Genomic DNA, 24,240 nt, shown 5'->3' with positions numbered 1-24,240 from the left:
AGGATAGAATTTTGCTCTGGCGAAAAGCTGGACACTAGGCAATAAAACTGAGAATCTCAGTAACTTAACAACAATCACAGGAGTGAACATGGAACCCGTATTACCTGAAAAAAATGACACGGCGAAAAGCAACGATGAGAAGAGCATGGCGATGTTGTGCCATTTAGCGGCTTTGGCCGGTTTTATCGTACCTTTTGGCTCAATTTTAGGCCCTTTGATTATCTGGTTGGTGAAAAAAGAAGAGATGCCTATTGTCGATCGTCATGGCCGCGAGTCATTGAACTTTCAGCTCACCATGCTGATCGCCTATATCGTTTGTTTTATTTTGATTTTTGTCGCCGTGGGTATTCTGCTGCTGCCAATCGTCGCCTTGTTCTCCTTTATTATGGTGATTGTGGCATCGATCAAGGCCTATGAGGGCAAAGAGTTTAGTTATCCGTTTACCATTAAATTCTTATAAATGGTGAGATCGGTAGCAGGATGCGTTTAGATGAACCCGTAGGGCAGCGCTTGTAGCGCATTTCTACTGTGTTGTTATATGTTAATGTACGCCTACATGGATGTAGGCGGTAGAGCGACGCAGGAGCCAAAGCCGAGAATAACTACACCACACATGTGCCGCCTTGTATAAATACACTACAAACTGCTGCAGAAACAAACAACAAAGGTCAACAGACCCTAGGAATTATGGCCTATTTAAGCCTGTTATTGAGCGCCTTTATTGCTGCCACTCTGCTGCCTAGCTCTTCGGAGCTGATGCTCAGCGCCATGGTGGTTAAGGGCGGGTTGTCCTTACCCTTACTCTGGCTCAGCGCCACCTTTGGCAATGTCTTGGGCAGTTGTGTGAACTATGCCCTGGGAACCCAGGTGACTCGCTTTGCCGATAGAAAATGGTTTCCCGTGTCCGCCAAGGGCATGGCCAGGGCGCAGCGGCAGTTTAATCGCTTTGGTGTCTACAGTTTGCTGTTTGCCTGGCTGCCAGTGGTTGGCGATCCGCTGACCTTAATTGGCGGCGTATTTCGGGTGCGCTTTAGCCTGTTTCTGCTGCTGGTCAGCATAGGCAAAGGCGCCCGCTATCTGCTGGTGATCCTGATGGCGCTCGGGCTTGAAGAATTCCTCTAAGCGCTCGCTACTGAGGGCGTTGCCAGTCCAAGGTCAGCGACACCGAATCGGCAAAACGCAAGGCATGGGGTTTATCGACTCTAGCCTTGGCGTAGTGCACGCTGGGGTGGCTATGACACAAGGCCAAAATCTCCGCCACCAACTTTTCCAATAACAGAAAATGCCCCTGCTCTACCAGCTCGATCACCGCCTTGGTGATGGTTTTATAGTTGAGCGCCTGAGCTACTTCATCTTGCTCGCAGGCCTTATCAGCCGGGTAATGAATCTCCAGGTTGATCACTACGTCCTGCTTCTTTTCCCGCTCCTCGGGATTAAAACCTATATAGGTGCGCAGCCTGAGGTTGGTGACATTGATAATGGCGTTGGTCATTAGTTTTTCACCAGCTGTAAAAATTCGTTGCGGGTTTTTGAGTCGGTACGGAAATTGCCCAGCATCACGGACGTACGCATTTTTGAATTCTGCTTTTCCACGCCACGCATCATCATACACATATGCTGGGCTTCAATGATCACACCCACGCCCTTGGCGCCAGTCACCTGTTCAACCGCCTTGGCGATCTGATGGGTGAGTTGCTCCTGAATTTGAAAGCGGCGCGCATACATGTCGACGATGCGGGCAAATTTCGATAGCCCCAGCACCTTACCATCCGGGATATAGGCGATATGGGCCTTACCGACGAAGGGCAGTAAATGGTGCTCGCACATGGAATAAAGCTCAATGTCCTGCACCAGAACCATATCATCCGCATCAGAAGAGAACACCGCATTGTTAGTGATCTCTTCAAGCGTTTGTCGATAGCCCTTGGTAAGGTATTCCATGGCCTTGGCGGCGCGTTTCGGGGTGTCGAGCAGACCTTCTCGCTGTGGGTCTTCGCCAACGGCGCTGATGATCTGCTTAAAGCTGTGTTTTAAATCGTCTTGCATACTGTTCTCGTCTATTTTAGGTGGCGGCCGCCGTCGATGGCGAGGCTGCGCCCGGTAATGTAATGACTATTGAGCAGCAGCTCCACGGCGGCAATAATTTCCTGGCAGCCGGGCTCTATGCCCATTAGGGATTTGGTTAAGGTCTTTTGCTTGTACTGCTCATCGTCATGGTCATTGAAAATAATCAGCGACGGGGCAATGGCATTGACCTTTATCTTCGGCGCCCATTTGGCGGCATACGACTTGGTCAGGTTGTCGAGCGCAGCCTTGGAGGCGGCATAGGCCAGATGTTTTGGGCTGCCGGTTTCGACCACATAGTCGGTCAGGTGAATCACATCGGCGTAGCCCTCGGCCTGCTCCAGCATATCGGCGCAGTACTGATTGATTAAATAGGGCACCTTGGCATGAATGCGCATCATGTCGTCGAACAGCTGGGCATAATCACTGTTGTTGGCCTCGCAGTCCCAGCTTGAGGCGTTATGAATTATGGCCCGCAGTCCACTGGTATGACGGCGAAGTTCGTCAATAAACTCCAAAATGCTGTGATCGTCGTTAAAGTCTGCGGCAATGCAGGTTGCCCCTTGCGCCGCCAGCTCGTCCACTGCCGGATGCCGGGTGCGGTAACTAATAATGACGTCGTGACCCTGGGCCAGCAAATGGGAGGCCAAAGCAAGGCCTATGCGCTGCCCGGCGCCGGTAATTAAAATAGGAAAAGACATAATTTCCAAAGGCTAAAAGCGTATAACCTTTACTATAAACAAATGAGTTCATGATTGCAGTGTTTACGTATACAAATGCGTGGGCGATCACTGTGTTAGCAAAGAAAAAGCTATTGGGCGGGTGGCTAAGCAGGGCACCGACAAGACACCGGTGCCCGAGCAGATCAATCGTAGATGGTAGGTATGGGTTGGCGCTTATGCTGGGTGCGCTGGTAGATGCCGATAATATGCGCTTCAACTTCGGCGCTCACCGGTTTGCCTTCTAAAAAGTCATCAATTTGGTCGTAACTCAGGCCAAGGGCGACCTCGTCGGCCAGCCCTGGGCGGTCGCACTCGAGATCCGCGGTAGGAACTTTGTGCACCAGATCCCTTGGCGCTCCCAAGGCTTCGGCCAAAGCGCGCACCTGGCGTTTGGATAGGCCGAATAAAGGCGCTAGATCGCAGGCGCCATCGCCAAATTTGGTATAAAAGCCGGTGAGGTTTTCGGCGCTGTGATCCGTGCCGACTACCAGGCCTTGAGTCAGACCGGCGATCTCATACTGGGCTATCATGCGCTGGCGTGCCTTCACATTGCCCTTAATAAAGTCCACCTGGGTCTGCGCCGGCAGGGCCAGCTCGGTACCCGCGGCCAAGCCTGCTAACACCTCATCATGCATATGATCGCTGGCCGGTTTGATATTTACGGTCACGCGTTGGCTAGGTTGTATAAAATCAACGGCCAATTGGGCCTCATGTTCATCGGCCTGGACGCCGTAAGGTAGACGCACGGCAATAAACTGATACTGATGGGTGTTATGCTCGTCATTGAGTTCGTTCACCGCCAATTGGCACAAACGACCACAGGTGGTGGAATCAACGCCGCCGCTAATGCCTAAAACCAAACTATGGCAATGGGCCTGCTGCAGACGGTGCTTAATAAATGCCACGCGACGGGCAATTTCCTGGTTAATATCAATGCTTGGTTGCACCTTCATTTCGGCAACGATTTCGGCTCGCATAACTCCCCCGCTTGAGCTCAATGGTGAGTCGCTATTATGTAAGTATTTAACCAAAAGTTAAAGCGCGCAGCGGAGCTCTTGTAGCTCGGCCTTTGCCGCCAAGGTATAAGGCAGCCAATGGTAACCTGTTCCCCCCTTGTCGACGCAGAACCAAAACTAAATACCGAGCGCTGCTCCTTGCCCCAATTCCCGCGCACAATTAAAAGACACCAACAAAGCTGAAAAAATGTCATACACTAATGCTCAAAATAATAAAAACGCTAACAAATAGGTAAGTTACACATGTTGAAATGGGGAAAGCGCATTTTAATGACGGCCATTATAGGGCTGCTGTTGGTGACCGCGCTGGTTTACGGCCTGCTGTCGCTGAGTTTACCGACCTTGGATGGCCGTGGCAGCAGTGATGCGATCGAGAGCACGGTTACCATTAAACGTGACGCCTTGGGGCAGGCCATTATCGATGCACAAAGCATGAATGATGCCGCCTATGGCCTGGGCTTTGCCCATGGTCAGGACAGATTTTTCCAAATGGATCTATTGCGCCGCAATTCAGCCGGTGAGCTCAGCGAGTTGTTTGGTGAGGCGGCACTGGAGCTGGATAAAAAAATGCGCTTTCATCAGCTGCGTCAGCGCAGTGAGCGTATTTTTGCGCAATTGCCCAAGTCTCAGCAGACCTTGTTAAGCAGTTACAGCCGTGGCGTCAACGAGGCGCTGCAAGCTCAGTCGTTAAAGGGCTTTGAATATCTGCTGACCGGCGCCGAGGTCACACCCTGGCAGCCAGAGGATAGCCTGCTGGTGATCTACAGCATGTACTTGGACTTGCAGGCTGGCACCTTTGATCGTGATATGGTGTTGGAGCAAATTGAACAACTTTATTCCGCGCAAATGCGTGAATTCTTAACCCAGCCCAGTCCCTACCAATCGGCGCTGGACGGCAGCGAAATAAGCCTTAAAGAACTGGCCATTCCCATGCTGTCAGCAGCAAATCTTACCGCCTCTGTGCCAGAAATTATCGCCACGCGAGAGGTGGGCAGCAATAACTGGGCGGTCTCCGGGGAGTTAACCAGCAGCGGCCAGCCCATGGTCGCCGATGATATGCACCTGGGATTAGCTGTGCCCATTATTTGGTATCGCGCCCAGTTAAATATCGCCGATATTCAGGTCACCGGAGTGTCGCTTCCTGGGGCGCCGGCGATTGTTGTCGGCAGTAACGATAATATTGCCTGGGGCTTTACCAATGCTTATGTGGATACCTCGGATTGGGTTCGCCTCGACGGCGATGACACCGTGGAAAAGGTGCAGGAAACTATCGCTATTGCCGGTGGTAAAACGCATGAATTCAGTCTATTAATGAGTGATTATGGCCCAGTGCAAGAGGTCAACGGCCAGCGCTATGCCCTCAGTTGGGTCGGTCATTATGACTACGCGGTAAACCTGGATCTGGCGGAACTCGCCACTGCCTCCTCTGTCACCCAAGCGTTTCAAATTGCCGATGATGCCGGTATGCCGGTGCAAAATTTAATGGTGGTGGATAAGCAAGGGCAAATTGGCTGGCAGCCCATGGGCGCCATTGCCGCGCGTACCAATCCAAGCGATATTGCTCTGGCTGCCGAAGAGTTTCAGTCCGACTGGTCCCACAATGAACCGCAGCGCCCCCGGGTAATGAATCCTAACTCGGGTCGTTTGTGGAGCGCCAATGCGCGGGTAATATCAACTCAGGAGCACGCCCGTTTGGGTGATGGTGGCTATGCCCTAGGGCCCCGCCAGCAACAAATACGCGACCGCCTTTTTGCCCAAAACACCTTTGATGAGCAGGCGTTCTTAGCCTTGCAGCTCGATAATGAGGCGCGCTTCTTATCTAAGTGGCAGGCGCTGTTAGTCGCAACGCTCAAAGAGCAAGGCAGTACCCAGAATTTAGCTCTGGTTGAGCAATGGCAGGGCTGTGCCTGTGCCGACTCCATAGGTTATACCCTGGTGCGTTATTTCCGCAGCGCCGTGATGGATACCCTGTTTGCCGATATTGAGGCCAGATTGGCTGAGCATGAGCTCTCCCTTGGTCCCATTAAGCGCAATTTAGAGCCGGCCACCTGGCAGTTGTTGGACAACCCAAGTGTCTGGGGTTTTGCCGATAAACAGCAGCTGTTAAGTAAGAGTTTTAATCTGGCGTTGGCGCGTCTGCGCAGTAAATTTGGCGAAGACACGGCGAATTGGCGCTGGGGTAATGTCAACGCCATGGAGCTGAAACATCCTTTTGCCAAGCAAATCCCGCAGCTGGGGAGCTGGTTGAACATGCCTAAAGTTGAGGCCTTTGGCGATAGCTTTATGCCGGCGGTACAGCGCACCGACTTTGGTGCCTCACAACGCTTTATTGCCCAACCGGGAAGGTTAGAGCAGGCGATTATGGCCATTCCCGGCGGCCAGTCGGCGCATCCCTTGTCGGCCTTTTACCGTGCCGGTTATGAGCAATATGCCACGCACCAGGCCACGCCCTTGCTACCCGGCGCGCCAGAGCACAGATTGGAGATCCGTCCGGCTCGTTAGGTCTATCAGCGGTCGCAACCCGAGTGAGGTTGCGGCTCTTATCTGTGCGCGCAATTTGGCGGCGATAAACTAGACTAGGATTATCGCTAAAAAGCTACATAAGGACACAATAATGAGTAAAAACAGCATGATGATTGCGGTTCTGGTTGCCACAGTGGTCACCGCGCTAACGGTAAAGGCCGCACAGGCAGAGGATGTTGAGGTAACCACTCAGCAACTGGACAAGCATATTTATGTCTTGTTTGGCCGCGGTGGCAATATTGCCGCCCATGTGGGCGCCGATGGCACCTATATTATCGATGACCAATTCGCCAAGCTGGCGCCGCAAATCAAAGCCAAGCTCAAAGAGCTCAACCCCAATGCCGCGGAGTTTGTGCTAAACACCCATTATCATGGCGACCACACCGGTGGTAACGAGGTGTTTGCGCAGGCGGGGGCCCATGTTATCGCCCACCATAATGTTCACAAGCGCTTGGAAGAAAAGCATGGCGCGGGCTCTGAATTTTTACCACGCCTGAGCTTTGGTGCCGACCTGACTTTGCACTTTAATGGGGAGCATGCGCGCCTGGTGCATTATGCCAATGCCCATACCGATGGCGATGCGGTGGTGTTCTTCAGCGACGCCAATGTGGTGCATATGGGGGATATCTATTTCAATACCGGTGGCCTGCCCTATGTTGATGTCGATGGCGGTGGCAGCGTCGAGGGTATTTTGGCGGCGCTGCAAAGTGTGCTAGAGCAAATTGACGACAGCACCCAGGTGATCCCCGGACACGGGCCCATCAGCGACAAGGCTGGACTAATGCGCTATCAGGCGTTGGTGGCCAAGGCCAAAACCCTTATGCTTGAGGCCATGGAAAAAGAGCAGACCCTGGATGCGGTAATCGCCGCCGACCCCTTTGCCGAACTGAATTTAAAATACGCGGACTGGTTGCCGAAAGAGCGGGTGATCACCCTGTTTTACCGCAGCCTGGGTGGCGAAGAATCGAAACCTTAATTTAACATTTGTAATCGCTTACTTTATACTCCTTGTTCTTAGCTACAAGGAGTATAAAGAATGAATAACAACAATAACTTGCCTGATCTCACAGCCTCGGTAGGCAAAAAGAAGGGACTGATCGGCGCTATTTTCGTGGTGCTGGTATTGCTGCTTGTGGGGTTCAAGAGCATGTATACCGTGGATGAAGGTCATGTCGGTATTATCAAGCGCTTTGGTGAGGCCACCGAGCAGGTTAACCCTGGTCTGCATACCAAGATCCCCTTTGTCGATACGGTGGAAATGCTGGAGATACGTACCCGTAAAAACGTCGAAAAACTGCGCGCCGCTACCCATGAGCAGATGCCATTGACCGCAGAAGTGAGCATCAACTGGACGGTCAATCGTGAGGAAGCCTTTGATCTATTCAAAAGCTATGGCGGCCTGACTCAGTTCGAAAGCCGTATTCTTGACCCTAAATTGCGTTCCGCGACTAAGGATGCTCTGGCGCGCTATAAGGCCGAAGAGCTGATCCAAAACCGCTCGCAGGTAATTGCCCGCATTGAAGAGTTATTGCTGGAAGAAATGAAGAGCTACCCGGTTAAACTGGACTCGGCGCAAATTGAAGACCTGGTATTGCCACCTAAATACATTCAATCCATCGAAACCAAGCAAACCGAGAAAAACCTGGCGGCGGCAGAAAAGCACAAGCTAGAGCGCCAGAATCTGCAGGCGCAGCAGGAAGTGAACACCGCTAATGCGCAACGTGATGCCGCCAAGGCCAAGGCCGATGGTCTGGCCTATGCGATCAAGGTTGAAGCCCAAGCCGAGGCAGAAGCCATTCGTATGAAGGGTTTGGCTGAAGCCGAAGCCATGCAAAAGAAAGCCGAAGCCATTAAGAACAACGCCACCTTGGTTGAGTACATGCGTGCGCAAACATGGAACGGACAAATGCCAACCACGGTTATGGGTTCGGATCAGGGTATTCTTTGGAATATGAAAGAAAAGTAACCCCAAGTAATTGATGAAAATAAAAGCGGCCTGGGCCGCTTTTTTCATGCCTTTAGGTTGTTAAAACACTTCCTTCAGGGTGGCCATCATTTCCTCAACCGAGAGGGATTGCGGCGTGTCGTAATCGCTCAGCAGGCTGTCGGCGAGGTCCCGTTTATGTTGGTGCAGGGCGAGGATCTTCTCTTCTATGGTGCCCTTGGCAATCAGGCGATAAACGGTAACCGGGCGGGTTTGCCCAAGGCGATGGGCACGGTCCGAGGCCTGCTGCTCCACCGCCGGGTTCCACCAGGGGTCCATATGAATGACGTAATCGGCGGCGGTGAGATTGAGCCCCGAACCACCAGCCTTCAGGCTGATCAAAAACACCTCGCCATCGCCATTTTGAAAGGCGTCGATACGGGCCTGCCTGGCTGCGGCGGGCGTCGAACCATCGAGATACTGATAGCCAATCCCCTGTTCTTCCAGGTACTCGCGGATCAATTGCAAGTGACCAACAAATTGGCTGAATATCAGCGCCTTATGATGGTTGTCGCGCAGTTCCTCGAGTAGGTGCCCCAGGGCCGAAAGCTTGCTGCTGGTCAGCGTGCTTTGCTCGGCCACCAATTGGGGATGGCAGCAGGCCTGGCGTAACTTGGTTAACTGGGCCAGCAGTTGAATGCGTTGCTCCCCCGGGTTATCTAGCTGCTGTAATTGCGTTAATTGTTCCAGGGCGTTTTGTCTCAGGGCTTCGTAAAGGTGCTGCTCATCCTCGCTGAGGGTGATCAATTGATCGATATCCGTGCGTTCGGGCAGTTCGGTTAGCACCTCGGACTTCAGGCGGCGCAGAATAAAGGGTTTGATCAGCTCTTTAAGTACGCGCTTGGCTTTGAGTGCCTTGGCGGGCTCCTGCTGCTGATTATCGATGGGCAGCACAAAGCGCCGGCTAAAACGTTTTAAGTTGCCGAGCAGCCCAGGATTGATAAATCGAAACAGGCTCCACAACTCGGTGAGGTTATTCTCTATGGGTGTGCCCGTGGTGATCAGGCGGAAATCGCCCTTGAGGGCATAGGCGGCTCTAGTACGCTTGGCCAGCGGATTTTTCAGGGCCTGAGCCTCATCGGCGACAATGGTACACCAGCGAATTTTTTCCAGCGTTTCAATATGACGCTGCATTTGCTGGTAACTGATCACCAAACAATCGAAGGCGGCGCTTTGCTCTATGGCTGCTTGTTGCGCCTCGGCAGTTTTTAACTCACTAAAGAGCTGCACCCTGAGGGTCGGGGCAAATTTCGCCGCTTCCTTTTGCCAATTAAAACAGACCGAGGTGGGGGCGATGATCAGTGTCGGCCCTTTTGCCGCGCGTGCCACTAGTACCGCCAGCGCCTGCAGGGTTTTGCCAAGGCCCATGTCGTCCGCCAAACAGCCGCCCGCACCCCAATGGGCCAGGCGCATGGCCCAATCAAAGCCGTCGACCTGATAGTCGCGCAGTTGCGCCTGCAGGGTATTGGGCAGGGTCAGGGTTAAGGCGTTCGCTTCGCTCATGCGTTGATGTAATTGCTCCCAGCCGGGCACGGTTTGCATGCGCATGCCTGTGGTGTGGTCACGAATAAGGCGACTGCTCAGCGGATGATAGAAGCCTTGGTCGGCAGCGCCGTTGAGCACATCGAGCTGGGTTTTTAACTGTTCACTGAGGGCGAGAATGCGGTTGTCTTCCAGGGTGATAAAGCGCCCGCCGCTGGTGGCCAGGGCATCAAGGAGCTGGCGTAACTCCAAGATCTTGCCATCGTCCAAGGTGGCACTGCCGGTAATATCGAACCACTCATTATGTTGGTTGATACTTAACTGAATATTCTCACTTTTCAGCGGCTTGGTCATATGCAGCGTTTTGCCCCGCGGCCAGCGTAGCTTGATTGGCAGCTCTTGGTTGGGTTTGCTAAGGGCCAGTTGCAGCTGCTCCAGGGTGGCCAGTGCCAGTTGCCAATCCGTCTGAGCTAAACAGGTGTCCTGCATGGCCTGAAAATCCGGGCATTGATTATCCAGCTGCTCTAGTAACCTCTGCTCATAGGCGAGATCGCGATCCAGAGCGATGCGTTTGCCCTTGATATGGGCGCTGACATGGCGACTGCCCAGTCCGGGCTTCATTGTCGGACCATGCTCGCCAAAAGGCATCACCACACAGTCGAAGTTCAGCCCGGTTTTCAGTGGCGTGATGTTGACCACCAGGTGTTTATCCGGCTCGGTTTGGGTGAGGGTTTCGCCAATCCCTTCGATATCCGACTCGAGATTGATCAGTGGCGCTATGGCGCGAATGCTGTCTATGGCTTTTTGTTTTGCATGTGCCGGAATCACTAACCCGGATTCGCCGATAATTTTGGCGACCTTAAGGTGATTGGCGTTGAAAATGCTAAATTCTGCTAAGCCGTCACGGACGTGTTTTAGGCTGACCACGGGGGGCTCCGAGTGCGCGGTTAACGCGGGAAGATGAGCGATACTTACGCTTAAATCAGGACCATGGGCGACGATACGAATGGTCGGTTCGCGCTGTACCAACTCCAGGGGCCGGCCTTCACCATCGACCAAGTTATCGGCGCCAACAACAATGGGGAGGGCGCTACTGAGGTTGAGACGATACTCTTTGCTGCGGTAATAATCCTTGCCCGTGCTGGTTTCAATATGGGCGCAAATGGCCTTGTCCTGCTCGCTTAGATGAAAGTGATCGGGCTCATTGACCAAGCGTTTTAAGCTCAGCGCCTTGCCTTTGCTCCAGCCCTGCTTGGTGCGTTTTTGCTCTTTTGCTTTGAGGCTTGACTCGAAACGACCAATATCCAGCTGCCAGACGACGCGGCTTGGCTCTTCGCTGTTTTGTGCCGCCGGGGTATCCAGTGCCAATAATTGTTCAAGGGCAATATCCCAGCTTTCCTGAGAACGCATTAATTGCGTTATATTGAACGTAAAATTCGGCGAATCGCCGGAAATTTGTAGTAAAAAGTACGTAAATAGCGGCCATTGAATATGCTCAAAAAAGCGTTCGGCCTCGGCTTTTAATGCCAGTAGCCAGGGCTCGGGTGTGCGCATACTCCAGGTGTAAGCCGCTAAAGCAAAACAGACATAGAGGTAATAGTTAAGCTCACCCTTTTGGCAGTAGCTAAGATATTCTTGGCGAAACAGGTAGTTATCGCGCCCTCGCAGGTGCAGTAACAGGCGTCGCAGCACCAAATCAATGGTCAGTGCAAACTCGCCACGTTGTTTATCTTGCTGTTGGTTGTCGAGTTGGGTTTGCAGCGTCTGCCAGGATGAGGTATCACCTTGCTGACCGTTGCCCAATGCCAGCAAGGTGAGCTGATAGAAGAGGCCATACAGCCCCTCGATATAGGGCTTTTTACGTTTTTGATAGCGGCCTTTTTCCAGCTCGGCCTGGGTAAACAGGCGCATCGCCTTGGCATACTGCTGCTGCAAAAATGCCAAGCTGGCACGCAACAACAGGCTGTAGAGAGAATTGTCTTGTTCATCGAGATGTGCGTTTAGCTTGTCCAGTTGCCCCGCGAGCAGGTATTGCTCGGCCTTTAGGTAGTGGAGCCAGCGGTTTTTTGGCAAGGCGTCGCAGGCCTGATGCAGCCAATGTAAAAGCTGCGCCGTACTTTGCCCTTTTTGCCTGTGTGCCGCCAGCAAGGTGGCAAAGGCCTGATACTGCAGGCGTTCATCCAGGGTCTTAAATTCACCAAGATTAAAAGGGTAAAACACCAGACTACATAGCGCCGGCGTGTGTTGCCAATCAAGCTGCATGGGATTTTTCGCCAGCTCCATCAGTTCCTTCACTCGCCCTTGCTCACCAAGGAAATACATATCGCGCAGCAAGCGGCGTTTATCCGTGGTGTTGTCTTGCCATTGGTAGCTGTTAAGTACGGGCGCCACCTGCTCGGCGGCGCTAAGCAGAGTCACAAATAGATTTTTGCCTATGCTGCGTTTTACCAACGCATTGGCAATCAGACGATTGATGATGTAACCGTGACGGCTTTGTTGTACCAGTTCCAGGGTGCATAAATCGGCGATGATATGTTTGAGTGCCTTGTCGGTAATTTCCTCAAGGGCGCGTAATTCACTGTGCGCTAAAATGCGTCCCAGGGCATGCAGTTCTATGGGCTTGTAGATCACCGCCAGCGCTTGCGCCACATGTTGATGGGCTGAGCCACACTCATTAAAACGGTGTAACAGGGAGGCGATGGCCTCGTTGAGTTCGGCGGTGATGGTAATAAAGCGCATTAAGGGGTTAGAAGGTACTGATTAAGTAGCGAACACGCTAACAAAGCGATGGGGGATGGGCAAGAGAAAAGGCCGCCAGGCGGCCTTTGAAGACAAGATTTTAAAGCGCTAACGTCAGGATCTTGGTGGCCACTTCTGGGGTAATATCACCGTGTTCACCGAGTGCCGTCAGGCCATTGCGGCGCAGGTTGTCTACCGCCTCGGTCACCGCTTGCTCCTGTAGGTCGTAATCGCTTAAGCGCGTTTTAACGCCCATTTGCTCGAAAAAGTCCTGAACTGCTTTGATCGTGGCGTCAATCAAGGCTTCTTCATCGGCATTTTCAAGGGCAAATACACGACGGCCCAGTTGTTGGATTTTCTCGCGTTTTTGCGCTTTTTTCTCGAACATCAACGCCGGTAATACTATGGCCAGGGTTTGCGCGTGATCCAGGTTATAAAGCGCCGTGAGCTCATGGCCGATCATATGGGTGGCCCAGTCGTGGGGTACGCCCTGACCGATTAAGCCATTGAGTGCCATGGTCGCCGACCACATCACATTGGCCCGTACGTCATAGTTTTGCGGCTCGGCCAGTGCCTGTGGGCCTTGCTCGATCAGGGTCGATAAAATGCCTTCGGCAAAACGGTCCTGCAGCGGCGCATTAACCGGGTAGGTGAGGTATTGCTCAATCACATGCACAAAGGCGTCAACCACACCATTGGCTACCTGGCGTGGTGGCAGCGAATAGGTGTAGGTAGGGTCGAGCACGGCAAATTGTGGCTGCACTATGGGTGTACCAAAGGCGCGTTTTTGTTGCGTCGCCTTCTTGGTAACCACTGAGTTACCATTACTTTCCGAGCCGGTTGCCGGCAGGGTGAGTACCGCGCCTATGGGCAGCGCGCTTTTTACCTCGGCGCCATTGACGAGAATATCCCAGCCATCGCCCTCATAGTGTGCCGCGGCGGCGATGTATTTGGCACCATCGATGACACTGCCGCCACCCACGGCAAGAATAAAGCTGATATTATGCGCTTTGACCACGTTTAAGGCCTCGCTCAGGGTTTCATAGGTGGGGTTGGGCTCGACACCGGCAAACTCCACAAAATCGAATCCTTCCAGGGCGTTGACTACATCGTCATACACGCCATTTTTCTTAATTGAACCACCGCCATATAAGAATAAAATCTTGTCGCTGGGCGCCAGGCGTGCGCTGATTTGCTTTACCTGGCCCTGGCCAAAGAGAATTTCCGTGGTGTTTTTAAACTCAAAATTCAACATAGTGCTGTTACTACCTCTTATTTGCTGCGCTGCTGCAAAGCAGAAATTAATGCCTTAGCTAATTGCTTGTCTGAAAAGGGGTTTTGTCCTGTGATTAATTCACGGTCGACCACCACATTGGGTTGCCAATCGGCGGCAAATTGCATCTTGCCGCCCGCGGTGGCCATGGCTTTTGCCGGGTAATAACGTAGCTTCTTACCATTTAATGAGGCTTCAAAAGTCGCCTCTTCAGGGTTAGAGAAGATGGTCATGCTGTAACCCTCATACAGCCAGTCAGTTGCTTTTGCCTCGGCACCTTGAGCAATGTTTTGCTCGTACTCCACTGGGCTTTGCTGGGCCGATAGCAAGGCGATGGGGCCGTGGCAGATTGCGGCTGTTGGCTTACTTTGCTCATGAAAGTGCTGCAATATGGTGCGAACATCTTCGTTATTGGCTAAATCGATTAGCGGCGCGTGGCCGCCGGGAATAAAGACACCGCTGTATTGGTCCAGGCCCTGTTCGATCACTTCCCTCAATGTGTGGGTGTCGTTGATGCCCTCAAGGTTGGCAATCACCTCTTGAATGCGTGCCATTTCGGCCTCGTCATCGCCAAAATACATGGCCTGCACCGAATTTTTATCAACAGCCGGCGCGTTGCCTTTGGGGGTGGCGAGAACCAGTTCATAACCGGCTTTAAGTAACTCGTCCGCCGGTACCCCGAATTCATTGAGGTAATACCGGTTTCATAGCTGCTGCCATCGGCAAGTTGCATTTGGGTTTCGCTGGATAATAACACCAGTATCTGTTCGCTATTTTCTTGTGCCTGTGCGGCGCTGGTGGCCGTCAGTGACAGAGCGGTTGCGAAGACCGCGGCAATTTTTTTCAAACTCATCTGTGCCTCTGGTTAATAATCAAGTTAGGTGAAAGATGTATCCAGTATAGTTAAGCTCTATAATAAGTAGAATTCAGTTTAATTTGGGTTAGGTATAAAATATCTGATGTCTTACTTTGTCCAGCTTCGTACCTTTGTTGAGGTGTATCGTTGCCTGAATATTTCCCGGGCGGCGAAAAACCTTGGTTTGTCTCAACCGGCGGCAACCGCGCATATCCAAAGCGTCGAGTCGACCGTGGGCAAGACCCTGTTCACCCGGCGTCATCGTGGTGTTGAGCCGACCAACCTAGCCCATGAACTGGCGGCGCAAATCGGCGGTCATTTTGATGCCATAGAGCAGAAAATGGCCTCCACCCGAAGCCGCTCCAGTGAGGTGAGAGGCACTATCACCCTGGCCGGGCCGGCGGAATACATCAGCTATGTGGCCTCGGCCCAGTTGGCCAACCTGCTGCAGGGTGGCCATGTCGATGTCAGCATTTTGCCCGGTAATAGGGAGCAGATTTATTCGGCCCTGGATAACGGCGTCGCGGATTTGGCCATTACCGCCTCCTTGCCCGATAGCAGCATGTATGACTATCAGGTGCTGGACTCGGAACGGTTGATGTTAGTGACGCATAAACTGCTGGCCGACTCATTGCCGACTCAGGAGATGGATGCCAATTTGCTCAACACCCTGCCGGTAGTCGCTTACAGCCCCCAGTTGCCGTTGATCCGCGAGTATTTTGATGTGGTGTTCAAGGCCCATTGCCGCTCGCAGATTATTGCTACTTGTCCGGATATTCGCGCCTTGGCCGGCATAGTGCGCACCGGCGTGGGCTATTCGGTATTGCCGGATTATTTATGTTATGACGACCTGCGCAGCGGGCGCCTGGTCAGCCTGGGTCCCGAAGGGCCGGAGAATAATATTTACCTGGCCTGGCGCAAGGGCGCCCTGGCTCATCCCAGGGTGAATTATGCCCGCGATATTTTGATGGCGTTTTCCAATATCAATCGCTATGCATTTCATCGCGAATAAGGAGTTAACCCTTTCGTTTTGGTGAGATTATCACCACAATAGTCTGAGGGTCTGTTTATCTTTGCGGTTTACTTTATGTTCAATCTAAACGCATTCTGATGAATATAATCACTGATTTATGTGGTTAAATTCATCCATGAAGCTTGGTTACATCGCGCATCCATGCGCTCACCTCGCTAAGCTGCGAAGCATTGCTTCGGTCTTGCTCGCCTATGTACATAGCGAGCAACACAGAGCAGGATGCGTTTAGATGAACCCGTAGGGCAGCGCTTGTAGCGCATTTCTACCGTGTTGTTACATGTTTATGTAGAATAACTACACCACACATGTGCCGCCTTGTATAAATACACTACAAACTGCTGCAGAAACAAACAACAAAGGTCAACAGACCCTAATTATTAGGAGATGAGCATGTCGGTCGAAACAACCCGTTTGGCTATTTGTAATCTGACAAAAGAGCAGTACCCGCAAATCAAAACCCTGATGGATGAAACCTATCCTGAGCTTGGCGGCGCCTGGCCCAGCCACACCATTTTTCGTTTGATAGACCAGTTTCCCGAGGGGCAAATCGGCATAGTCGACGATGAGAAGCTGGTGGGCATGGCCCTGAGCGTGCAGGTGGACTACGGGCGTTTTTCCAACCCCCATACCTATGACGATATCGTCGACAGCCATGATCGGGTGTTTAGCGATCCTAACGGCGATGCCCTCTATGGTTTAGACGTGGCCATAGCATCCACCCACCGCGGTATGCGCCTGGGTCGACGTTTATATGATGCCCGCAAGGAGCTGTGCCGTCAGTATAATCTGAGGGCGATTCTGGCCGGTGGCCGCATCCCTTTGTATCACAACTACCGCGAAAATATGTCGCCCATGGAGTACATAGAAAAGGTGGACCGCAGAGAGGTGTATGACCCTATTCTGAGCTTCCAGTTGGCGAATGATTTCCAAGTAAAGCGGCTATTGAAAAAATACCTGCCGGAGGACGAAGAGTCGGAGGGCTACGCCACTCTATTGGAGTGGAACAACATCCTCTTTGAGCCGACCGAGACTGTGCTCGAAAGCACCAAGTCGGTGGTGCGGGTTGGTGCGGTGCAGTGGCAGATGCGTCAGGTGGAAAGCGTCGATGAACTGCTTAAACAGGTGGAATACTTTGTCGATACCGTATCCGATTACCAAAGCGACTTTATTCTCTTCCCTGAGTTTTTTAATGCGCCCTTAATGGGGCTGCATAAGTATCGCGGTCAAACCGAGGCCATTCGCAACCTGGCGGAATACACGGACACCTTTGTTAAAGCCATGTCGCGCATGGCGGTGGAATACAACGCCAATATTATCACCGGCTCCATGCCCCTGGCTGAAGGCGATACCATCTATAATGTCAGCTACTTGTGTCATCGCAGCGGCAAGGTGGATGAGCAGCGCAAAATTCATATTACCCCGCATGAGGCCTATGACTGGGTGATCCAGGGCGGCGATAAAATAGCCGTGTTTGAAACCGATGCCGGACGGGTTGGTATTCAAATCTGTTATGACGTGGAATTTCCCGAGCTGTCGCGCATTCTCGCCGAGCAGGGGCTGGATATTCTCTTCGTGCCCTTTTGGACCGACACCAAAAACAGTTACCTACGGGTACGCCACTGCGCCCAGGCCCGTGCCATAGAAAACGAGTGCTATGTGGTTATCGCCGGCAGCGTCGGCAACCTGCCCGAGGTGGAAAGCCTGGACGTACAGTATTCCCAGGCCGCGGTGTTGACACCGTCGGACTTTTCTTTCCCCCACGATGCCTGCCTTAACGAGGCCACCCCTAACACCGAGATGCTGCTGTTCTCCGATTTGGACATGGATAAATTGAAGATACTGCACAGTGAGGGTACAGTGCGCAACTTGAAGGATCGTCGCGGCGATCTCTATGAAGTAAAATTGGTTAAGGAGAACGGCTAGTGGCCTGGGTGTATTTGATTTGTGCGGGATTATTTGAAATTGGCTGGCCAGTGGGGCTGAAGTTGGCGCAGGAGCCGCAAACCCGTTGGTTTGGCATTGCCATGGCGGTGATCTTTATGGCCATTAGCGGCTTTTTGCTCTGGCTGGCACAAAAAACCATTCCCATGGGCACTTCCTATGCGGTGTGGACCGGCATCGGCGCCGCCGGCACCTTCCTGGTGGGTATCCTCTTCTACGGCGACAGCTCATCGCTGATGCGCTACTTTGGCGTGCTATTGATTATTGCCGGGGTGATCACCCTAAAACTGGCGCACTGAGTATGGCGCTTGCCGCCAGAGTTGTATGTCGGCCTTTAGGCCGACAAGAAGGCAAGCGTATTGATGAAATTGAATAATGGTTAACCCCACATAACCGCGATAGCGGCCAAGGCAATTAAGAATAAGCCCAGGCTATCGCGGCGCCTTACCGGTTGCTTTAACCACAAATAAGAAATAGCCAAGGTAAAGAACACCTCGATTTGCCCGAGCGTTTTCACGTAGGCCACATGCTGCAGGCTCATGGCGCTAAACCAGCCTATGGAGCCTATACAGCTGGTCAGGCTGATCCACATTGTTAAGCCCTTATGTTGCCACAGACTGAGCAAGGCACTTTTGTTCTTAATTCCCAAATAAATCAGCAGCAGTATTGTTTGCAAACCAATCACCAAGAGCAAAACCCAGGCGGCGCTGTGAGGAAACAGCAAGCCCGATGACAGGCTGGCTTCGCGCACCCACAGTGATGTAAGCGCAAAACTGGTGCCGCAGGCTAAACCCATCCCCACGGTGTTAAGGTTTAAGCCGCGAATACTGGGGCCGGATAACAAGATGACGGCAACGGCACCGAGTATGACACCTAACCACCCCAGTAAACTCAGCGCCGAACCAAAGAACAGCATGCCAAGAATAGCCGCCACCAGGGCTTCACTTTTGGCCAGCCCCGCACCCACGGCGTAGTTGTTCATTTTAAAAAGGCGCACCATAAGGGCGGTGGCGATAATCTGCATGACCGCAGCACCGATTATGAAAAAAATAAACGAGCCGGAGGGCTCAAGCGCCGGTGCGGGTTCGAATTGATATAAGCCAGCCAGATACAAGGCGGCGATGGGCCCGGCAAGAATAAAGCGCGCCAAGGTCACGGCTAAACTGGCCGTATGCTGGCTTAATTTGCTTTGCAGGGCGTTACGCCAGCTTTGACTGAATGCGGCTAAAAAGGTAAAGAAAATCCAGGTCATAGCGGGTTAAGAGGGACTTAAAAAAACCAAGTTAGCATGGCCATGCGGCGCTGGCGAATGAGGAATTTACATACTGGTTATAGGGGAGGATTATCGCCTCCTCCCTCGCCAGGTAGTTAAACGCCCGGTGTTAGTTGCTAAACCAGTGCCGAGTTTTATTGACTATGGCCACAAGAGACAGCATAACCGGCACTTCAACTAACACACCCACGACCGTGGCTAGGGCCGCTCCCGAATGTAAGCCAAATAACGAGATTGCTACCGCGACCGCTAATTCAAAGAAGTTCGATGTGCCTATTAAGCATGCGGGAGCGGCTATGTTGTGCTTGAGCTTCAGCTTTACAGCGATAAAGTAAGCGAGAATAAAGATGCCGTAGGTTTGCAGTATCAGCGGAATCGCGATCAAGACTATGTTTAAGGGTTGAGCAAGAATGGTCTTGGCCTGAAAACCAAATAACAGTACCACAGTGGCTAACAAGCCCATGATCGAAAATGGTTTAAGCCGCGCCAGCAAATCAGCAACCGCTGCGTCATTTCTTCCAGAGCGGTTTAGCGTTTTGCGTGTTAAAGCACCCGCTACCAAAGGTAAAAGCACATACAGTACTACCGAAATAAACAGGGTGTTCCAGGGAACGTGAATATCGGTGACCCCCAAGAGCAAGCCGGCTATGGGTGCAAAAGCAAAGATCATTATGATGTCATTGACCGAGACCTGCACCAGGGTGTAGTTCGCATCGCCCTTGGTGAGTTGCGACCAGACAAATACCATTGCAGTACAGGGTGCTACGCCAAGCAAGATCATGCCGGCGATGTATTCTTGGGCTGTTTCGGGAGAGACCCAGTCTGCAAAAATACCTTCAAAGAACAACCAGCCCAAAGCCGCCATAGAGAATGGCTTAATAAGCCAGTTGATCACTAAGGTGAGTATCAGGCCTTGCGGGTTTTTCCCCACTTCTTTTATGGTGCTAAAGTCTACCTGTACCATCATGGGGTAAATCATTACCCAGATAAACAGGGCAACGACGACATTGACGTGCGCCACTTCCAGCGTGGCAACAAATTCGAACAGGGGTGGGTAAATCACGCCAACAGCAACACCCGTGGCAATGGCGATTGCTACCCAGATAGACAAGTAACGTTCAAATATCCCCATCTAAAACTTCCTTAATAAAAACAATTTGGTAACGCGAGTGGTAGGCTTACCTTTAGCTTAGGTGAGCAAATTCTTAGGCACGCTAAACCCAGGTTTGTACAAGATCACTTCGATAGGGCTGATCTTATTCCCTCAGAGAAGTTTGGGGTAGTCGTAATTAATCGCCTGGCGGGTATTATTACGCCAAATTGTAGCCAACAAGACCCGAAATCAGCATGAGCAGGGCAATAATGCTACTTAATGAAAGCACACCTCCTGGGTTGGCCAGGTTTACCGTCCATCCAAGTATCGGGTAGGGCTTCGGCACCCAGGATCGCGAGTCTTTTTTGCTGAAATAGAGCCCCATCCACTTTAATCTTGTCCAGTTATCGTCATTGCTCCATTCAACCTGATTAATTTCATCCTGAGTCATGGCTATCTCCTTATTTGGTTACAAGTATCACGCACCGCTTGCAGAGCGTTAGTTTCGTCTAATTAACAACCTAGATTAGCCTGTTGATTTTGTACAGCAAATGCTTGGCCTTGGCGTCACGACCCGCCAAGTTCTGCACCTAAAAAAGCCGGTGCTGGGCACCGACTTGGTTGGGTCCACAATATCAGCGCAGGGATCACTGCGGCGTAAACTTCAGCATCCGGGTTTGGTCCGTTAATTCAATATCCACCAGGCGGTAGGGGGCATTGGCACTTTGGGTGGCGCTAAAGGGCATAAGAAACTGGCCGTTACCATTGAGCTCCTTGGCGACCTCAACCGTTGCCAGCCTAATGCGCTCGCCATTATCGGCACGGCCGGTAAGGGTGGCGCGAATGGCATAGCGGCCGCCGTCTGTTACTTCCACCGGGACACTGGCCTGGTATTGATTACCGCCTAAGGCCTTTACCTTGGCATCGCTCATGCTGATGGTTTGCATGCTGTGCACAAAGGGCATTTTCACCGAGCGTTTGACCTTTTGGCCGTTAACCTGGGTGTCGATACTGGCCTCCAGTTCGTAGTAGCCATTGGCGGCGCCCAGGTAGGTCAGAGGCTGATCGAAAATCGCTTCGCCGCCTTGGTAGCGAGCACCTATTTGCTCTCCAGTTGGGCTATGGAGCTTAAGCTGCACATTTTTATCCTGCAGTTTCGTCTGCTCCATGTTGAGCTCGACCCCTAGGCGTTGCTGGTGCTCGGCCAGGGTGAACTGGGTACGGGCTCTAAGAGCATTGCTCGAGCCTTTTTCGATTACATGAACCAGATAGATATCCTGGTCATTGAGTGCCTGAGTGGTGTGCAGCATGGGCTGGCCCTTGCCATTAATCTGCCCCAGCTTGAGGCCGACGCTACCATCATTAAAACCGGCTTGCTGCATTTGCTCGCGCGCGGCAATGGCCTGCATCGGCAGCGCACGCTGGCTTTGGGCATCGCGAACGGAGAATTTATCGAGTTGCAGGTCATAGGGCTTGATCACCTCACCGTTTTCAAAACGGGCCTTGGGGGCAACGCGGATAAGGTGGTCGGCCTGGTTTACAAACACAGGTACCCCCTGCTTAAGCTCTTTACCCGAAACCTGTTGCCAGTATTCAACGCTGGTTTTTTCCAATGACTGTAAGGGCGTTGCCGGTGTGGCTTGTATCTGCGGGAATTGATATACGGTTTGGCCGTTATCGGTATTTGCCATGGCGCTTGTGCTGGTAAGCAAGGCTAGGGCGTAAACTGTGGTTAATTTTTTCATTTTTTAGCTCCTAGATACGGTTCTTCAGCATGTCGCCAAGGCCAAAACAGTTACGGCGGCTTTGTTGATGACTCAGAGGTTCGCGGCCTCGGGTGCGTGATTTATCTTGAAACCAGACCACACCGGCCATGGATTGCGAGCTGCAATTTAAGAAGCCGTCGGAGCAGCTGTCTAACCAATTCTGAGTGACTTCCAGCGACACCTGATTCTGGTAGCCGCCGCAATAACTGTCGCTATCCCAAATGGCCGAGTCCACGTCGCTGCCGACCACGGTTTCAAAATAGGACGGCAGGCCGGGGCGGTTGGGGGTGCCATAGAGCCACTGGGCATTGTAAGACGCCATCCAGGATACCTGTTGCTGCTTTACCGCATCATTGGCGAAGCCCAACAGCCAGCCAAGGCTTTGCTCAAAGGAATTGCCGGCCACCACCGCATCGGCTAAGGGCGTACCGCCACTGGACGGCGCCAGCGCTATGGTACGAGTGACCTTATTAATGATGTTGGGATAGCGGCTATCCCAGGTGGGGTTGGATAAAATCCAGCGCACCACGTTGCCCCCGTTGGAATGAGTGATCAGCGTCAGCTCGGTAATGTTTTTATTATTAATAAAGCTGGTGAGTTGTGAGGCTAAACAGCCGGCGGCACCATCGGTCCACATATACTGTTCAAAATCACAATTAATAACCGTGTAGTTGCTGGTATTGCTCAGGCCCTGGCGCACCGTATTGATGAAGCTGCCAGTCCAATAGTCGTTATAGGCGTCGGTTTGCTGGCCGGTGCCATGAATAAAGGCGACCCCTTGTGCGGCGAGTGCACCCTGGCTTAAACCCAGTGCCAGCGCCAATGTGAGTAGTTTTGTTTTCATGTGTGTTCCTGTTGATTCTATTTTTATCTATCAGGTTGGAGGAGTGACCTCCGATCAGAAAATAGACTAAACAGGTACAAATGCAAGAAATTGTTACAAATATTTAACCTAACTGTCTTAATGCCTTATCACTCTTATGTTTGTGGTGATAAAAGCGCAATAATTGATGGGGCGACAATGTGTGCTTTCTCTTTATACGGGCGGTGATGTTACATCTTGTGAGTGGAAGCTCGGCCAGTCATGCTGGCCATTTTTTTGCTCTAAATTTGGCTATTGAGCTTGATTGCAAAGCGGCGCACAATGGCAAAAACAAGAATAAAATTAAGGATCAAGCATGAGTACTTTAGTGATTTGCGCGCTCTTGGCGTGTTTAATTCCTTTTCTAGCCAAGGCTCCTTTGGCCTGGGCCCAGCAACAAAGCGGCGGCTACGATAACCGCCACCCACGGGCACAACAGCAGGCCTTAACCGGATTTGGCGCCCGCGCCCTAGCGGCACATCAAAACAGCTTCGAATCCCTGATCGTGTTTGCGGTAGCCCTGGCCGTGGTGCTGGGCACCAACACCTCGGGGGCTATGATGGATACCCTGGCCATTACCTATTTGCTTGCCCGCGTGCTCTATTGCCTGTGTTATTGGTATAACTGGCATGTGGCTCGCTCGCTGATTTGGGCCCTGTCCTTGGCCTGCCCCTTGGCCATGATGGCCCTATGTATCTAGCGTTTTTCTGTCGAGATCATTTCCTCGACCAAGGCCAGGCGCAGTTGTATATCTTGTAACGAGGCACTGCGCTGGCGCACCAGTAGTATCACTGTGGTCAGTGCCGCCACCATCATGGAGATAGCAAAGGCGATAAAGGCAACGCCCTTGAGTGCTTCAAATACATCCTCTTTAGGCGCCAGACCAACGCTGAATCGGCTTTGTATAAGCTGATAGTCCAAATATTCCGTATAACCGATAAAACACAGAATACCCAGCGTCAGCAGCCAGGCTAAAAGGCTGATGGCCGTGATTGAGGTGTATATTTTCTGGTCCCGATGAATTTGCTGAAGTACCGGATTGTGCTGGTTAGGCATGTGTAAGCTCCTTTTCAAGGTGTTTTATCTGTGCTGAGTTAGCCAGTTTTTTACGGGCATGAAATAAACGCGATTTTACGGTCGCCGTGGGCAAGTCGCAGATCACGGCAATTTCTGTACAGCTCATCTCCTGCCAATAGAAGAGGTAAAGCACCTCCCTAAAGTGTCGCGGCAGGGCGCCGAGCAATTCAATATCGAAATCCAGCAAGCAACTGGTTGGTTCTTGGTCAGGTGATTCAATAAGATCATCTGTTAACTCAATAACTTGAGGTTCTTTGATTTTTTTATAGGCGTGGTGGTGCGCAATGCGTAGCAGCCAGCGCTTAAACGCATAAGGAGATGACAGGGTGTGTAATTGCTTATATACAGTAAGCCAGGTTTGCTGTTGGACATCATCGCTGTCCTGGCCTTGAACACCTAGCTGTATCAGGTAGCCCGCGATGGTGGCAGAAAAGGTGTCATACACCTGAGTGAATGCCTGCTCACATCCTGTTTGTGCGCGAATTATTGTTAGATTTAGTTGCATCCGTGCTCATTTTTAAGGCTCTGTTATAGAT

Annotated in this window: 24 protein-coding genes; 9 read left to right on the top strand and 15 right to left on the bottom strand. The window is 51.9% G+C overall.

The window, feature by feature from the left end; translation table 11 throughout:
- Window positions 1-88 precede the first annotated feature (88 nt).
- Entirely contained in the window at window positions 89-460 is a 372-nt protein-coding gene (locus tag C2M24_RS11910) for a DUF4870 domain-containing protein (RefSeq protein ID WP_105201133.1), read from the top strand.
- 227 nt (window positions 461-687) lie between these two features.
- The gene (locus C2M24_RS11905) at window positions 688-1,122 is read left to right on the top strand and encodes a YqaA family protein (RefSeq protein WP_105215109.1); all 435 of its coding nucleotides are present in this window, start codon (window positions 688-690) and stop codon (window positions 1,120-1,122) included.
- Between the two features lie 7 nt (window positions 1,123-1,129).
- Here the strand turns inward: C2M24_RS11905 and folX are convergent, their stop codons facing one another.
- The 4 genes from folX to nadE all read right to left on the bottom strand — a co-directional run bounded on the left by folX (window position 1,130) and on the right by nadE (window position 3,763).
- A complete protein-coding gene (folX, locus tag C2M24_RS11900; protein ID WP_105201131.1) occupies window positions 1,130-1,492 on the bottom strand; it encodes a dihydroneopterin triphosphate 2'-epimerase in 363 nt (120 codons plus the stop codon).
- The gene (gene folE, locus C2M24_RS11895) at window positions 1,492-2,046 is read right to left on the bottom strand and encodes a GTP cyclohydrolase I FolE (protein WP_105201130.1); all 555 of its coding nucleotides are present in this window, start codon (window positions 2,044-2,046) and stop codon (window positions 1,492-1,494) included. The genes folX and folE overlap by 1 nt, the downstream gene beginning before the upstream one ends.
- Before the next feature lie 11 nt (window positions 2,047-2,057).
- Window positions 2,058-2,765, bottom strand: a complete 708-nt coding sequence (gene folM / locus C2M24_RS11890) for a dihydromonapterin reductase (protein ID WP_105215107.1) — start codon at window positions 2,763-2,765, stop codon at window positions 2,058-2,060.
- Window positions 2,766-2,929: 164 nt separating this feature from the next.
- Window positions 2,930-3,763: an ammonia-dependent NAD(+) synthetase gene (nadE, locus tag C2M24_RS11885; RefSeq protein ID WP_105215105.1), complete on the bottom strand. Its 834-nt coding sequence runs from the start codon at window positions 3,761-3,763 to the stop codon at window positions 2,930-2,932.
- Between the two features lie 282 nt (window positions 3,764-4,045).
- Between nadE and C2M24_RS11880 the strand changes: the two genes are divergently transcribed.
- The 3 genes from C2M24_RS11880 (at window position 4,046) to C2M24_RS11870 (ending at window position 8,291) form a co-directional block, all read left to right on the top strand.
- Complete coding sequence (locus C2M24_RS11880) at window positions 4,046-6,304, top strand: penicillin acylase family protein (protein WP_105215103.1); 2,259 nt, start codon at window positions 4,046-4,048, stop codon at window positions 6,302-6,304.
- A 130-nt stretch (window positions 6,305-6,434) separates the two neighbouring features.
- Window positions 6,435-7,301 (top strand): MBL fold metallo-hydrolase, encoded by an 867-nt coding sequence (locus tag C2M24_RS11875; RefSeq protein WP_233999550.1) that lies wholly within the window; start codon window positions 6,435-6,437, stop codon window positions 7,299-7,301.
- Between the two features lie 60 nt (window positions 7,302-7,361).
- On the top strand, window positions 7,362-8,291 hold the full coding sequence (locus C2M24_RS11870; RefSeq protein ID WP_105201125.1) for an SPFH domain-containing protein: 930 nt from the start codon (window positions 7,362-7,364) through the stop codon (window positions 8,289-8,291).
- Between the two features lie 60 nt (window positions 8,292-8,351).
- Here C2M24_RS11870 and C2M24_RS11865 read toward each other — a convergent pair whose 3' ends face one another.
- The 4 genes from C2M24_RS11865 to C2M24_RS16185 form a co-directional block, all read right to left on the bottom strand.
- A complete protein-coding gene (locus C2M24_RS11865; protein ID WP_105215099.1) occupies window positions 8,352-12,530 on the bottom strand; it encodes a DEAD/DEAH box helicase in 4,179 nt (1,392 codons plus the stop codon).
- A gap of 100 nt (window positions 12,531-12,630) precedes the next feature.
- Entirely contained in the window at window positions 12,631-13,785 is a 1,155-nt protein-coding gene (locus C2M24_RS11860) for an iron-containing alcohol dehydrogenase (RefSeq protein ID WP_105215097.1), read from the bottom strand.
- A gap of 17 nt (window positions 13,786-13,802) precedes the next feature.
- Entirely contained in the window at window positions 13,803-14,444 is a 642-nt protein-coding gene (locus C2M24_RS11855) for a type 1 glutamine amidotransferase domain-containing protein (RefSeq protein ID WP_233999549.1), read from the bottom strand.
- Window positions 14,336-14,656 (bottom strand): hypothetical protein, encoded by a 321-nt coding sequence (locus C2M24_RS16185; protein ID WP_233999543.1) that lies wholly within the window; start codon window positions 14,654-14,656, stop codon window positions 14,336-14,338. The genes C2M24_RS11855 and C2M24_RS16185 overlap by 109 nt, the downstream gene beginning before the upstream one ends.
- Window positions 14,657-14,762: 106 nt before the next feature.
- Between C2M24_RS16185 and C2M24_RS11850 the strand changes: the two genes are divergently transcribed.
- From C2M24_RS11850 to C2M24_RS11840, 3 genes are all read left to right on the top strand, one after another.
- A complete protein-coding gene (locus C2M24_RS11850) occupies window positions 14,763-15,671 on the top strand; it encodes a LysR family transcriptional regulator (RefSeq protein WP_105215095.1) in 909 nt (302 codons plus the stop codon).
- A gap of 411 nt (window positions 15,672-16,082) precedes the next feature.
- Window positions 16,083-17,615, top strand: coding sequence for a carbon-nitrogen hydrolase family protein (locus tag C2M24_RS11845; protein ID WP_105201119.1), 1,533 nt, complete (start codon window positions 16,083-16,085; stop codon window positions 17,613-17,615).
- Entirely contained in the window at window positions 17,615-17,932 is a 318-nt protein-coding gene (locus C2M24_RS11840; protein WP_105201118.1) for a DMT family transporter, read from the top strand. The genes C2M24_RS11845 and C2M24_RS11840 overlap by 1 nt, the downstream gene beginning before the upstream one ends.
- An 80-nt stretch (window positions 17,933-18,012) precedes the next feature.
- Here the strand turns inward: C2M24_RS11840 and C2M24_RS11835 are convergent, their stop codons facing one another.
- The 5 genes from C2M24_RS11835 to C2M24_RS11815 all read right to left on the bottom strand — a co-directional run bounded on the left by C2M24_RS11835 (window position 18,013) and on the right by C2M24_RS11815 (window position 22,609).
- Complete coding sequence (locus tag C2M24_RS11835; protein WP_105215093.1) at window positions 18,013-18,885, bottom strand: DMT family transporter; 873 nt, start codon at window positions 18,883-18,885, stop codon at window positions 18,013-18,015.
- Between the two features lie 130 nt (window positions 18,886-19,015).
- Window positions 19,016-20,038 (bottom strand): ACR3 family arsenite efflux transporter, encoded by a 1,023-nt coding sequence (arsB, locus tag C2M24_RS11830; RefSeq protein ID WP_105215091.1) that lies wholly within the window; start codon window positions 20,036-20,038, stop codon window positions 19,016-19,018.
- A 178-nt stretch (window positions 20,039-20,216) separates the two neighbouring features.
- Entirely contained in the window at window positions 20,217-20,450 is a 234-nt protein-coding gene (locus C2M24_RS11825) for a DUF5808 domain-containing protein (protein ID WP_105215088.1), read from the bottom strand.
- Window positions 20,451-20,646: 196 nt separating this feature from the next.
- Entirely contained in the window at window positions 20,647-21,744 is a 1,098-nt protein-coding gene (locus C2M24_RS11820; RefSeq protein WP_105215086.1) for a DUF4785 domain-containing protein, read from the bottom strand.
- 10 nt (window positions 21,745-21,754) lie between these two features.
- Window positions 21,755-22,609 carry a hypothetical protein gene (locus tag C2M24_RS11815; RefSeq protein ID WP_105201114.1) on the bottom strand — a complete coding sequence of 285 codons (855 nt, stop codon included), beginning with the start codon at window positions 22,607-22,609 and terminating at the stop codon, window positions 21,755-21,757.
- Window positions 22,610-22,943: 334 nt separating this feature from the next.
- On the opposite strand from C2M24_RS11815, the gene C2M24_RS11810 reads away from it, so the two are divergent.
- Complete coding sequence (locus tag C2M24_RS11810) at window positions 22,944-23,327, top strand: MAPEG family protein (protein WP_105215084.1); 384 nt, start codon at window positions 22,944-22,946, stop codon at window positions 23,325-23,327.
- Here C2M24_RS11810 and C2M24_RS11805 read toward each other — a convergent pair.
- Window positions 23,324-23,683, bottom strand: a complete 360-nt coding sequence (locus C2M24_RS11805) for a hypothetical protein (RefSeq protein WP_105215082.1) — start codon at window positions 23,681-23,683, stop codon at window positions 23,324-23,326. The genes C2M24_RS11810 and C2M24_RS11805 overlap by 4 nt on opposite strands.
- Window positions 23,676-24,209, bottom strand: a complete 534-nt coding sequence (locus C2M24_RS11800) for an RNA polymerase sigma factor (RefSeq protein ID WP_105215080.1) — start codon at window positions 24,207-24,209, stop codon at window positions 23,676-23,678. Before C2M24_RS11800 ends, C2M24_RS11805 begins: the two co-directional genes overlap by 8 nt.
- Window positions 24,210-24,240 lie beyond the last annotated feature (31 nt).

This window comes from Pseudoalteromonas sp. T1lg22, from assembly GCF_002964645.1.
Taxonomy (GTDB): Bacteria; Pseudomonadota; Gammaproteobacteria; order Enterobacterales; family Alteromonadaceae; genus Pseudoalteromonas.
Note: the sequence above shows the minus strand (reverse complement) of the source record. Positions and strands in the feature narration are given on the sequence as shown.